This window comes from Variovorax xiamenensis (assembly GCF_050916385.1).
In the GTDB taxonomy this organism is placed as follows: domain Bacteria; phylum Pseudomonadota; class Gammaproteobacteria; order Burkholderiales; family Burkholderiaceae_C; genus Variovorax.
Genome location: NZ_CP139038.1, coordinates 3,417,456 through 3,430,706, shown reverse-complemented (window position 1 = coordinate 3,430,706; position 13,251 = coordinate 3,417,456). Strand labels below are relative to the sequence as shown.

Sequence of the window (13,251 nt, the reverse complement as noted above, 5' to 3'; positions counted from 1 at the left end):
TCGCGCGCTGCGCCTGCGCGCCCGCGGCCGGGGTGGCCCGTTCAGGGCGCCGTGCTCGGCGCCGTACTGCTGCTGTTGAGCGGCTGCGCGGTCGGACCGGACTTCAAGACGCCCGACCTGCCGGCCGCTGCCAACAGTGCCGACTACACGCCCGCGCCGATGCCGGCGCGCACCGTGAAGGCCGAGGTGGCCGCCGGCCAGTCCCAGGAGTTGCTGCCCGGCCGCGACATCCCCGCCCAGTGGTGGGAGGTGTTCCGCTCCGAACCGCTCGACCGCCTGATCCGCGCCTCGCTCGCCCAAAGCCCCACGCTGGCGTCAGCACAGGCCGCGCTGCGGCAGGCCGAGGCCACCTACGACGCCAAGTCGGGCAACCTGCTGTGGCCGCAGGTCACGGCTCAGTTGGGCGCGCAGCGCGAGCGGGCCTCGGAGGTCAGCACGCAGGTGCCGGGCGGCCAGTTGCTCACGCTGTACAACGCATCGGTCAACGTCAGCTACAACCTCGACGTGTTCGGCGGATCGCGCCGGCAGATCGAAGGCGCGCAGGCCGCCGTGGAAGCGCAGCGCTACCAGGTCGAAGCGACCTACCTCACGCTCACATCGAACCTCGTCACGACCGCCATCCGCGAAGCCGCGCTGCGCGGGCAACTGCAGGCCACGCGCGAGGTGCTGCAGGCGCAGCGCGAGCAGTTGGGCGTGATCGAAAAGCAGTTCGACACCGGCGCGATCCCGAAGTCGATCGTGCTGCAGCAGCGCACGCAGGTCGCGCAGACGCAGGCAGCAATACCGCCTCTCGAGAAGTCGCTCGCGCAGACGCGCCACCAGCTCGCGGTGTTCGCGGGCCGGCTGCCCTCGGAAGAAGGCCTGCCCGAATTCGACCTCGCCAGCCTCTCTCTGCCGCAGGAGCTGCCGCTGTCGCTGCCCTCCGAGCTCGCGCGCCAGCGGCCCGACGTGCGCGCCAGTGAAGCCCAGCTGCACCAGGCCAGCGCGGCGGTCGGCGTGGCCACGGCGAATCTCTATCCGCAGGTCCAGCTGAGCGCCAGCTACGGCAACACCTCCCTGCGCGCGCGAGACCTGTTCACCGGACCGACCACGCTGTGGAACATCGGCGCCGGGCTCACGCAGCCGATCTTCAACGGCGGCGCGCTGCGTGCGCAGCAGCGCGCGGCGGTCGCGGCCTACGACTCGGCGGCGGCGCAGTACCGCAACACCGTGCTGGGCGCATTCCAGAACGTGGCCGACGCGCTGCGCGCGCTCGAACTCGACGCCGCGACGCTGCAGGCCCAGGCCACGGCCGAGTCGCTCGCGAGGCAGTCGCTCGACCTGTCGACCGCGCAGTTCCGCGCCGGCGCGGTGAGCTACGTGACGCTGCTCACCGCGCAACAGGCCTGGCTGCAGACGCACACCGCGCTGGCGCAGGCACAGGCCGCGCGCTATGCCGACACGGCCGCCCTCTTCCAGGCGCTGGGCGGCGGCTGGTGGAACCGCGGCGCATTGGCCGACGCGGCCATCGCGCCGGGACAGCCGGCGCAGCAACCAGCACAACAGGCCGCAGCACCGCAGAACTGAGCGGCCCCGAACACTTCATAACTCCAAGAAAAGCCAATTTATGACCCGAAGAATGATCATCATGATCGGCTGCGTACTGCTGCTGGTCGCCGTGCTCGCGTTCGGCAAGTTCATGCAGATCCGCGCGCTGATCGCGGCCGTGCCCAAGCCCTCGCCGCAGACGGTGTCGACGGCCGAGGTGCAGAAGCTGCAGTGGCAGTCGCAGTTCACCGCCGTCGGCACGCTGAACCCGGTGCGCGGCGCCGACCTCAGCACCGAAGTGGCCGGACTGGTGCGCTCGGTGCACTTCAAGTCGGGGCAGGACGTGAAGGCCGGCACGCTGCTGGTCGAGCTCAATGCCGACTCCGACATCGCCCTGCTGCACTCGGCCGAGGCCGCCGCCGCGCAGGCCGCCATCGTGCTCAAGCGCGACCAGGCGCAGCTCGCGGTGCAGGCCGTGAGCCAGGCGCAGATCGACGCCGACACCAACGACCTGAAGGCCAAGCGCGCGCAGGTCGAGCAGCAGGCCGCCGTGGTGGCCAAGAAGTCGATCCGCGCGCCCTTCTCCGGCCGCCTGGGCATCACCACGCTCAACCCGGGCCAGTACGTGAACGCCGGCGACAAGCTGGTCACGCTGCAGACGCTGGACCCGATCTACGTCGACTTCGCGCTGCCGCAGCAGCAGCTCGCGGGTCTGGCGGTGGGCCAGGTGGTGAACCTGTCGGTCGACACCTTCCCGGGCCAGGCCTTCAGCGGCAAGATCAACGCGATCAGCCCGAAGGTGGACGCCGCCACGCGCAACGTGCAGGTCGAGGCCACCATCTCGAACCCGAAGCAGATCCTGCTGCCCGGCATGTTCGCCAACGTGAAGATCGACGTGGGCGGCGTGCAGGAACAGCTCACGCTGCCCTCCACCGCCGTCACCTACAACCCGTACGGCTCGACCGTGTACGTGGTGAAGGAAGCCGAGCCGCCGAAGGAAGGTGCAGCGGGTGCAGGTGCTCCCGCCCAGCCGGCCAATCCCTCGGGTACCAGGCAGCTCGTCGCGCAGCAGGTCTTCGTGGAGACCGGTGCCACGCGCGGCGACCAGATCGCCATCGTCAAGGGCCTCACGGCCGGCCAGGTGGTGGTGAGCAGCGGACAGAACAAGCTGAAGAACGGCACGCCGGTGGTGGTGGACAACAGCGTCCAGCCCGCCAACAACCCGGCGCCGACGCCGCAGGAAAAGTGAGGTCGCCCGCATGAACTTCACAGACATCTTCATCCGCCGGCCGGTGCTGGCGATGGTGGTGAGCCTGCTGATCGTGGTGCTCGGGCTGCGCGCGCTGGCCGGCCTGCCGGTCAACCAGTACCCCAAGACCGAGAACGGCGTGGTCACCATCACCACCGCCTACTACGGCGCGGACGCGGCCACGGTCGCGGGCTTCATCACGCAGCCGCTGGAGGCCGCCGTGTCGCAGGCACAGGGCATCGACTACCTGTCGTCGTCCAGCAGCCTGGGCGTGTCGACCATCACCGCCACGCTGCGGCTGAACTACGACTCCAACCGCGCGCTGACCGAGATCAACACGCAGGTGAACTCGGTGCGCAACCAGCTGCCGCCGCAGGCGCAGCAACCGGTGCTGACGGTGGCCACGGGCCAGACCACCGACGCGATGTACATCGGCTTCTACAGCGACACGCTGCCCAACAACAACGTGACCGACTTCCTGGTGCGCGTGGTGCAGCCCAAGCTCAACGCCATTCCGGGCGTGCAGACCGCTGAAATCCTCGGCGCGCGCACCTTCGCGCTGCGGGCCTGGCTCGACGCGCAGAAGATGGCCGCCTACGGCGTGACCGCCACCGACGTGAGCGCGGCGCTGGCGGCCAACAACTACCTCGCGGCCGTGGGCCAGAGCAAGGGCCAGATGGTGAGCGTGCCGCTCACGGCCGGCACCTCGCTGCACAGCGTGGACGAGTTCAAGCAGCTTTCGGTCAAGAGCAGCAACGGCGCCATCGTGCGGCTGCAGGACGTGGCCAACGTGACGCTGGGCTCGGAGAACTACGACTTCAACGTCGCCTTCAACGGCGTGCGCTCGGTGTTCATCGGCATCAAGGTCGCGCCCGAGGCCAACATCCTCGACGTGGCCAAGCAGGTGCGCACCGTGTTCCCGGACATCCAGGCGCAACTGCCCACGGGCCTGACCGGAAAGATCGTCTACGACTCGACGGACTTCATCAACACCTCGATCAGCGAAGTGATCAAGACGCTGGTGGAAGCGCTGGTCATCGTGACGGTGGTGATCTACCTCTTCCTGGGCAGCCTGCGCGCGGTGGTGGTGCCGGTGATCGCAATGCCGCTGTCGCTGATCGGTACCTTCTTCATCATGCTGGCGCTGGGCTACTCGATCAACCTGCTCACGCTGCTGGCGCTGGTGCTTGCCATCGGCCTCGTGGTTGACGACGCGATCATCGTGGTGGAGAACGTCGACCGGCACATGCGCGAGGGCAAGTCGCCCATGCAGGCCTCGCTGCTTGCGGCGCGCGAGCTGGGCGGGCCCATCCTGGCGATGACGGTGGTGCTGGTGGCGGTGTACGTGCCCATCGGCTTCCAGGGCGGCCTCACCGGCTCGCTCTTCACCGAGTTCGCCTTCACGCTCGCGGGCTCGGTGGTGGTCTCGGGCATCGTGGCGCTCACGCTGTCGCCGATGATGTGCTCGCGCTTCTTCAAGCCAGAGCAGGACAGCGGCAAGTTCGCGATGAAGATCGAGCACGTCTTCGAGCGCGTGCACCACCGCTACCAGCTGATATTGCGCGGCGTGCTGAAGACCTGGCCGGTGATGATCGTCATGGGCGCGATCCTGGTGGCGCTCTTGTTCGTGATGTTCAAGATGTCGAAGTCGGAGCTCGCCCCCGAGGAAGACCAGGGCATCGTGCTGTCGCAGGTGGTGGGCGCGCCCACGGCCACCATCAACCAGATGCAGACGTATGCAGACCAGATCTTCAAGATCGCGCACGACACGCCCGAATACGCGCAGCTCTTCCAGCTGACCGGCGTGCCCAGCACCAACGCGGGCATCGCGGGCGTGCTGCTCAAGCCCTGGGACCAGCGCACGCGCAGCGCGCACGACATCCAGACCGACCTGCAGAAGCGCTGGAACGGCATTGCCGGCGCGAAGGTGGTGGCCTTCCAGTTCCCGGCGCTGCCGGGTGCCTCGGGCCTGCCGGTGCAGTTCGTCATCAAGACGACCGAGCCCTTCGAGAACCTGAACGCCCTCGCCCAGCAGATCATGGACAAGGCGCGCGCCGACGGGAAGTTCTACTACATCGACGCCGACCTGAAGATCGACCTGCCGCAGGCCTCCGTGGTGGTCGACCGCGACAAGATCGCCACCCTGGGCATCACGCAGCAGGACGTGGGCAACGCGATGGGCGCGGCGCTGGGCGGCGCGTACGTCAACTACTTCTCCATCTCGGGCCGCTCCTACAAGGTGATCCCGCAGGTGCAGCAGGTCGACCGGCTGAACCCGTCGGACGTGCTGAACTTCTACATCAAGACGCCCAACGGCGTGGTGCCGGCGAGCACGGTCGCGAGCCTGAAGTACAGCGTGCAGCCCGAGACGGTGAACCACTTCCAGCAGCTCAACTCCGTGACCATCCAGGGCGTGCCCAGCGGCACGCAGGGCGAGACGCTGGAGTACCTGCGCGGCGTGGTGCAGCAGCTGGCGCCCAGTGGCTACACGGTCGACTACTCGGGCCAGTCGCGCCAGTTCGTGCAGGAGTCGGGCAACTTCGCCATCACCTTCGTCTTCGCGCTGATCATCGTCTTCCTGGCGCTGGCGGCGCAGTTCGAGAGCTTCCGCGACCCGGTGGTGATCCTGGTGTCGGTGCCGCTGGCCCTCTTCGGCGCGATGATCTTCATCTTCTGGGGCTTCGCCTCGATGAACATCTACACGCAGGTGGGCCTGGTGACGCTGATGGGCCTGATCAGCAAGCACGGCATCCTGATCGTCGAGGTGGCCAACCGTCTGCAGAAGCAGGGCCTGAGCAAGCTCGACGCCATCGTGGAAGCCGCCGGCACGCGTCTGCGCCCGATCCTGATGACGACCGCCGCCATGGTCTTCGGCGTGCTGCCGCTGGTGATCGCCTCGGGCGCCGGCGCAGCGGGCCGCAAGGCGATGGGCATCGTGATCTTCAGCGGACTGTCCATCGGCACGCTGTTCACGCTCTTCGTGGTGCCGGCGATGTATCTGTTCATCGCGGCGCGGCACCAGAAGGAGGAAGGCACAGACGCAACCGATGCCTCCAAGCCTGCGGCGCTTCCGGGCAGCGTGGCACCCGAGGCCTGAGCGGCCCGGGTCTTCAGTTCAGCGGCGCGGCCAGCAGCTCGAATTCCGAGAGGCTGACCGCCCCGCTCCCCGCGATCTCCAGCCGGTAGCTCGAATAGGCTCCCGGCGTCTTCACGACGAAGGGCCGCACCTGGCGGCGCCAGGCGAAAACTTCGCCCTGGCGACTGTCGAGCGTGGTCCAGTTGATACCGTCGTTCGACCCCTTCAGAGTCCAGCCGGCCGGGTCCTGCCCGGTCTTGTTGCTGGAGGTGAGCGTGTAGATCGCCACCGTGCGCGCCGTTGTCGCGGTGCTGCCCTGGATCCATGCGGTGCCTGAAGTGCCGCTGCTCCATTCCGTGAGCGAAGTCCTGTCGTTCAGGTCCTTCAGCCCCGTGGCGTTGCTTGCAGTCGTGGTGAAGGCGGAAGTCGGCAGCAGCGACTGCAGCGGCGACGGCTTGCCCGTGCCCTGCGTGACCGACGAAGGCGCGTCGTCCTCGCCCGTGCCCCATGACGACGGGTTCGGCCCCATCTGGAACTCCAGCGTCACGCCCTCCACCAGCTCGGCGTGCGCCAGGTAGGTGCGCGTGATGCTCGCGCCGTTGAGCTTCAGGCCCTGCACGTAGCGGTTGGTGCTGCTCACGCCGGGCGCGGTGATGGTGATGGCCCGTGCTTCGCCCTTCGCGTTGCGCACCAGCACGCTCATCTTCGGGAAGTAAGGCGCGCCGATCGTGTACTCGGGCCGCCCGGTGGAAGCCGGATAGAAGCCCATGGCACTGAGCACATACCAGGCCGACATCTCCCCGTTGTCCTCGTCGCCCATGTAGCCGTCGCCGGTCGGGTTGCCGTCCTTGTCGAAGCCGGAGAAGTAGAGCTTGTCCATCACGTCGCGCAGGTACTTCTGGCCCGAGGACGGGCTTCCCGCGTGGCTGTACATGTAGATGGTGTGGTGCACCGGCTGGTTGGAGTGCTGGTACTGGCCGACGCCCGCGAGCGCATCGACGTCGTAGGCCGACTTGATCTCGGGCTTGATGCCGGTGTGCGATCCGTTCGGGTCGGTGCCGTCGTAGCCGAGGCCGGGCTTCGTCGTAAAGAAGGCGTCGAGCTTGGCCTTGAGTGCGGCGCGCCCTCCGTAGAGGTTGGCCAGGCCGCGGCCGTCCTGCGGCGTCGCGAAGGCGTAGGTCCAGGCGTTGCCCTCGGTGTAGCCGTAGTACCAGGCCATGGGGTTCGGCGCGCCGCCGCCGAAGGCACCGCCGGTGCTCTTCTGGCGGAACCAGCCGCCGGCCCAGGCTCCTGTCGAGGTGCCGTCGAAGATGTTGGCGTAGCCGGTCGCGCTGTTGGCGAAGTACGCGGCGTCGTCGGCCTTGCCCAGCGCTTTCGCCATCTGGCTCACGCCGAAGTCGTTCAGGTAGCCCTCGAGCGACCACGACACCGACTCGTCGTAGACCGTGGAGTAGCCGTAGAACGGCGTCTTCTCCATGCCCTTGCGGCCGCGGTCGCTGCTGGCGCTGTAGACGGACGCGTTCTTCAGCATCGAGTCGTAGGCGGCGTTGAAGTCGAAGTTGCGCACGCCCTTCAGGTAGGCGTCGGCAAGGATGATGTCGGAATTGGTGCCCACCATCATGTCGGCGTAGCCCGGGCTGGCCCAGCGCGTGGTCCAGCCGCCGTCCTTGTAGCCGTTGACGAAACCGTCGAGCATCTCGCCGGTCTGCTGCGGCAGCAGCAGCGTGTACAGCGGCCAGGTGGTGCGGTAGGTGTCCCAGAAGCCGTTGTTGACCCACAGCTTGCCCGCGCGCACCGTCATCGGGCTCACGTACGGGTTCAGGTACGAGGGCGTGCCGTTCACGTTCTCCCATGCCGAGTTGGGGTACAGGAAGGCCCGGTACATGTTGGAGTACAGGATGGTCTTCTGGTTCTCCGTCGCGCCCTCGACCTGGATGGTGTTGAGCTTCTCGTTCCAGGCGTCCTTGACCGCGGCCAGCACGTCGTCGAAGGACTTGGAGCCGATCTCCTGCGCGAGGTTGGCCTTGGCCTGCTCCACGCTGATGAAGGAGGTTCCGACCTTCAGGCCCACCGCCTGCCTGCCTGCGGAGGCGGTGTCGAAGCTCAGCCATGTCGGAAACGAAGCCGCGCCCGAGGCCTTCACCGGCGCATCGGCCACCGCGTAGAAGTACATGCGCGGCGAGCCCTGGTCGGTGTAGCCCGACACCACGCCGTTGGCCGCATCGACGCCAAGAGAGCCCGACACACCCTTGAAGACGTCGAACACCACGGCCAGCGAAGGCTGGTTCGCACCGGCGGTGAAGCGGAAGTACGCGGCGTGGTCGGTGGGCGTGATCTCGGTGCGGGTGCCGCTGTCGAAGGTCACGCTGTAGTAGTGCGCGTGGGCAACCTCGTTGCGGTGGCTGAACTTCTCACCGCGCGATGCTTTGTCCAGCATCGGCTTGCCCGCGCCATCGGTCCTGGTGACCGGCATGAACTGCACCGACTGCCGGTTGCCCATCCACGGGCTGGCCTCGTGGACGGCCGCGAAGGCGAAGATGCGGTCCAGCGGCTTGGTGTCGTTCTCGTCCTCGAAGAAGGTGTAGAAGAAGTCGTTGCCCATGTAGCCGTCGTAGGGCTTGGTATTGCTCCAGCCGGAGCTCTGGTCATCGGGGTCGATGCGATTGACGGGCGACCACATGGTGAAGCCGAAGGGCATCGCCGTGGCCGGAAAGGTGTTGCCGCGCGAGTAGCCGTCGTAGATGTAGGCGTTGGAGTGCGAGCCACGCAAGGTGTTGACGTAGTTCGCGAGGTCTTGCTTCGCACGGGCTTCGGCAACTGTGCCCGTGGCGCCACCGGTGGTGCCGGTGTTGCCGGTGGTGTCGCCGACAGGCGGCGCTCCCGTGCCGCCGTCCGCGACCGGCTGCTGGCCGGCCGGCGCTCCACCGCCCTGAGGCAGCGGCATCGAGAAGCCCCCGCCGGAGCCACCGCCACAGCCCCACAAGGCAGCCGCGACGAGCCATGCGGCAGCCTGGGCAGCCCTGCCCGCGCACCTTGCCGGGCCGCTCACATCGCACCCGCGGCGGTTGTCTTGCTGTAGTCCGCGGCGGGGCCCGAGGGCGGCGTGAGCGACGGATCGGAAGCCCAGTCGGTGGGCGTCGTCGACAGCTTGAAGGAAAGCGTTCCGCCGTCCTTGATTCTGTCGAGCGGCAGCCATGAGCCCGCGTAGGTCGTGCCGTTGAGCTTCATCTCGCCGATGTAGCGCACGTTATCGACCAGCGCCTGCCGGTCGGCCTCGATGCGCAGCTTCTTTCCGTTGCCCAGCCAGAGGGTCATGCCCGAGAACTGCGGCGTGGACACGGCCAGCCCCGGCGCCGACGGGATCACGGGGTACAGGCCCATCGATGCCCACACGAACCAGCCCGAGGTCGCGCCCATGTCGTCGTTGCCCGGCAAGCCGCCCGAGCCGAGGCTGAAGTTCTTTCGCAGGATGACCGGGATGATGTACTGCGCGTACTTGGCCGAGCCGATCCAGTTGTAGGCCCACGGTGTCTGGAACGCGGGCTCGTTGCCGATGTAGTAGCCGTCGGAGCTCTCGCCGCCGTTCAGGTCCTGGCCGCTGGGCTCGGTGCCGTTGAGCGGGTCGACCGCGTCGAGCGAGAACAGGCTGGCGAGCCGCTCGAGCGTGCCCTTCCGGCCTCCGAGCTTCTGCGCAAGAAGGGTCCAGTCGTACGCGAAGGTCCACAGGTAGTTGGCCTCGGTCGATTCATGGAAGACGCCATCGGTCCAGTCGCCCGCGGCGGTCTTCGACTTCAGCGTCTTGCTGCTGTCGTCGAAGATGTTCTGCCAGTTGCCCGCGCGCTTGAATACCGTGTCGATCACGCTCTTGTCCGTGGCCCTGGTGGCGGGCAGCGCATCGAGGAAGGCGCCGACGGAGCGGTCGGTGGTGATGGCCTCCAGCGTGGTCGACGAGGGGTTGTCGTAGCCCCTGTCGGAGGGAATCCAGCCGAGGCTCATGTAGTCGGCCAGGCTGTCGCCGGGCTTGCCGATGGAGAACTTGTCGTTGCATTGGCCCTTGGGGTTGGTGACGGCCTGCAGCATGTACTTGCGCGCGGTGTCGAGGTCGAACTTGCGCGCGCCGAAGATGTAGGAGCCGGCGACGACGGTGGGCGCGTGGTCGCCGTTCATCGGCGTGGTGTCCTCGCTGCCGTCCACCCAGTGCGGGAAAGCGCCGCACTGCTGCGCGTCGGCCACCAGCGACTGCATCATGTCGCTGGCCTCGTCGGGCGCGATCATGGCCAGCAGCTGGGCCTGGCTGCGGTAGGTGTCCCACATCGAGAAGCCGCTGTAGTGCGTCTTGTAGCCGGCGTCCTTGCCGTCGAGCTTGAACTTGTAGCTCGCGACGTTCTCGGTCGCCCGGGTCGGCAGCACGTTGTTCGATTGCGAGAGGTCCGCCTGCTTCATGCTGCGGTAGTCGCCGTTGACGTCGCTGTAGACAGTCGGGCCGCTGTAGACGCGGTAGAGCGCGGTGTAGAACTTCGTGAGCTGGGTGGTCGCGTCGTCCTTCTTGCCCGCGTCGAGCTTGTCGACTTCTCCCGGCTTCGCGAGATCGAGCTGCACGACGTTGAGCCGGCTGTTCCAGTTGCTGTCGGCCGTGACCTTGACGGTGTCGAAGGAGGCATCGAGGTTCTCGGCCTCGAGGTTCGCCTTCGCGTTCGCGACGCTCACCGAGGAGATGCCGACCCTGAGCTGCACCGAGAGATCGTTGTCCTTCAGGTCGAACTGCAGCTGCGCTGCCTTGCCCGAGATGGCCGAGCCGGCCTTCAGCGGCTTGTCGAAGGTCGCGTAGTAGTACACGGGCTGCTTCCACGTGCCGCCGCAGAACTCGTTGGCGACCGAGGTTCCCGACACCGACTTGAGGTCGGCAGCCAGCGCAATGTCGGTCAGGCCGCTATAGGGCACGCCGTTCTGGTTGGGGTTGTTACGCGCCGAGTCGATGACGAGAAAGGCCTTGTCCTTGTCCGCGTAGCCGATCCGGGCCATGCCCGTCCGCGTGGTCGCTGTGAGTTCGCTGGTGATGCCGTTGTCGAACTTCACCTTGTAGTAGCCGGGCTTCGCGGACTGGTTCGCCTTGGCATAGGAAACACCGCCGGAAGGAATGCCGCCCTTGACGCTGTTCGGCAGGATCGCCACCGCGCCCTGCCCCCTGCAGCCCGGACCGTTGAGGTGGGTCATGCTGAAGTAGCGGATGGCGTTGTCGGTGTCGTAGTAGCCGCCCGAGCCGTAGCCCCAGGGCGAGCCGCTGCCGCGCGTGTCGGGCCCGAAGCTCACCATGCCGAAGGGTGTCTGCGCACCGGGATTGACATTGCCGGAGTGGCCGCTGCCGGTGTCGGAGATCTTCGTTCCGACGAACAGGTTGACGTACTGCGTGAGCGGGATGTCGACGCGTTTTTCCTGCACCGGCACGGGCTGCGTCGAGGTGCCAGCATCGGGAGCCGGGTTCGTGCCCGAGGCGACGGTGCCGGGGTCGGAACCGCTCGCGGCCGCAGGGGTCGTGGCCGCCCCGCCTGTCGCCGTGGGCAGCGGCATCGAGAAGCCGCCCGAGCCACCACCGCCGCAGCCCCAAAGCAGCGACGCACCGATCAAACTCGCGGCCAGGCTCGCGCCGCATGAGAGCTTCTTTTCCATGTTGTCTGTCTCCCTGGTTGTCTATACATCGCTCACGGTCGGAGCGCCGGACGGCCGCAGTGTAGGTACGGCCTGCGCCGCGGCGGTCTTGTGATTTCCCGAACGAAACACGGCGTTGGCAGGGAAACAAATCAGCGCGCTTCCCCTTTCGGGCTGGAGCCTCGCGCGTGCAGCAGTGCCTCGACAACGCCGCGGCGACAACCTCAAAATGGCGCCCTTCCTCACCGAGACAGTTCATCCCCAAGGAGCTACATGCCCGTAACCATCCGCGATGTGGCCGAGGCCTCCGGCGTCTCCATCAGCACCGTATCGCGCGCATTGAAGAACCAGCGCGGCCTCTCCGACGAGACGCGCCGCATGATCCGCCAGGTGGCCCGCGACATCGGCTACAACGCCGCGCGCCTGCGCGGCGCCAAGGCCAAGCAGCTGGCCTTCATGGTGCACAGGCAGCACAGCCACTTCTCGACCAACCCCTTCTTCTCCGACGTGCTGCATGGCGTCGAGGAGGCGTGCCGCAGGTTCGGCATCGTGCCCACGCTGCTGACCTGCGGGCCCACAGACCCCATCCGCGAGCAGCTTCGCATGCACGAGCCCGACATGATCCTCGCGGCCGGCTACTTCGAGAGCGAAGTGCTCGACATGGTGTCGGGCCTCGACCTGCCGATCGCGCTCATCGACTTCTCGCAGGGCGACCTTCCTTCCGTGAACCCCGACAACGCGGTGGGCGGCTACATGGCCACGCGCCACCTGCTGGACATCGGCCGCAAGCGCGTCGCGTACATCGCGGGCTCGCTGGCGCACGTGAGCATCCTGGAGCGCGCGCAGGGCTACCGCCGCGCGCTGTTCGAGGCCGGCATCCTCGCCGACCCCGAGCTGGAGGTGGTGGCGCCCACCGGGCAGCTGCACGACCTGGGCGCGTCGGCCGCGATGCAGCAGCTGCTGCGGCTGCGCCGTCCTCCCGACGCGGTGTTCGCGTACAACGACGCGGCGGCCCTCGCCGCGCTTCGGACCTGCAGGCAGGCGGGCCTCTCGGTGCCGGGCGACATCGCCATCGTCGGCTTCGACGACACCCTTGCCGCTGCACAGGCCGATCCGCCGATCACGACCTTGCGCGTGGACCGGCAGGAGCTCGGCCGCTTCGGTGTCGAACTCGTTCTGCAGGGCACCTCGATGCCCCGGCTCAACACCCTGCCCGTCGAGCTGATCGTGCGGGCCAGCACGAGCGGCTGAGGCTCTCTCCCCCGCTGCGCCGAGGCCCTTCACCCCGGCGTTTTTTGCGCTGCCAACGCTGTGTTTCGTCCGGGAAATCACAAGATCGCCGCGCGAAACCCCGCTCCTACACTGCGTGCCGTCACACGTCGGGCCCCCTCGGGAGGCCGGCCTTCCGACAACGAGAGACACGGTTCACGCAGCACAACAAGAGGAGACACAGCACATGGCAGCGACCTGCATGCACGACCGGCGAATGCCTGAACGCGGGCTTTCTCGCCATGTCGCTGTGCGTCCCTTCTTTCATCACGAACACCGCGTGCTCTGCGCACGCCCTGCCTGTCGCCCGATGAAGCGATAGCGCGCCCCGCGCCCCTTTCTCCCCCCTTCCGTCCGAACGCGTGCGAACGCGACATCACCGGCTTCGACCGGTGCGGGACCGCTTTTGCCTGGAGCGGGCGGACGGCTTTTTCTTCCTCCTCTTTCACGCCTTCACGCCTTCACAACAACCACCCTGACCAAG

6 protein-coding genes are annotated in these 13,251 nt (G+C 67.4%); 4 read left to right on the top strand and 2 right to left on the bottom strand.

Annotated features, from left to right (window positions below; all coding sequences use genetic code 11):
• Positions 1–51: 51 nt before the first annotated feature.
• Genes SFB74_RS15645 through SFB74_RS15635 form a run of 3 tightly spaced genes read left to right on the top strand, consistent with a single transcriptional unit; the run spans position 52 to position 5,873 of the window.
• Entirely contained in the window at positions 52–1,566 is a 1,515-nt protein-coding gene (locus SFB74_RS15645) for an efflux transporter outer membrane subunit (protein WP_432731697.1), read from the top strand.
• Between the two features lie 40 nt (positions 1,567–1,606).
• Entirely contained in the window at positions 1,607–2,776 is a 1,170-nt protein-coding gene (locus tag SFB74_RS15640; protein WP_432731696.1) for an efflux RND transporter periplasmic adaptor subunit, read from the top strand.
• A 10-nt stretch (positions 2,777–2,786) separates the two neighbouring features.
• Complete coding sequence (locus SFB74_RS15635; RefSeq protein WP_432731695.1) at positions 2,787–5,873, top strand: efflux RND transporter permease subunit; 3,087 nt, start codon at positions 2,787–2,789, stop codon at positions 5,871–5,873.
• Between the two features lie 13 nt (positions 5,874–5,886).
• Here the strand turns inward: SFB74_RS15635 and SFB74_RS15630 are convergent, their stop codons facing one another.
• Together SFB74_RS15630 and SFB74_RS15625 are read right to left on the bottom strand one after the other, a co-directional pair.
• Positions 5,887–8,796 (bottom strand): GH92 family glycosyl hydrolase, encoded by a 2,910-nt coding sequence (locus SFB74_RS15630; RefSeq protein ID WP_432731694.1) that lies wholly within the window; start codon positions 8,794–8,796, stop codon positions 5,887–5,889.
• A 101-nt stretch (positions 8,797–8,897) separates the two neighbouring features.
• On the bottom strand, positions 8,898–11,519 hold the full coding sequence (locus SFB74_RS15625; protein ID WP_432731693.1) for a GH92 family glycosyl hydrolase: 2,622 nt from the start codon (positions 11,517–11,519) through the stop codon (positions 8,898–8,900).
• A gap of 252 nt (positions 11,520–11,771) precedes the next feature.
• Between SFB74_RS15625 and SFB74_RS15620 the strand changes: the two genes are divergently transcribed.
• Positions 11,772–12,749 carry a LacI family DNA-binding transcriptional regulator gene (locus tag SFB74_RS15620; RefSeq protein ID WP_432731692.1) on the top strand — a complete coding sequence of 326 codons (978 nt, stop codon included), beginning with the start codon at positions 11,772–11,774 and terminating at the stop codon, positions 12,747–12,749.
• The last annotated feature ends 502 nt before the right edge of the window (positions 12,750–13,251 follow it).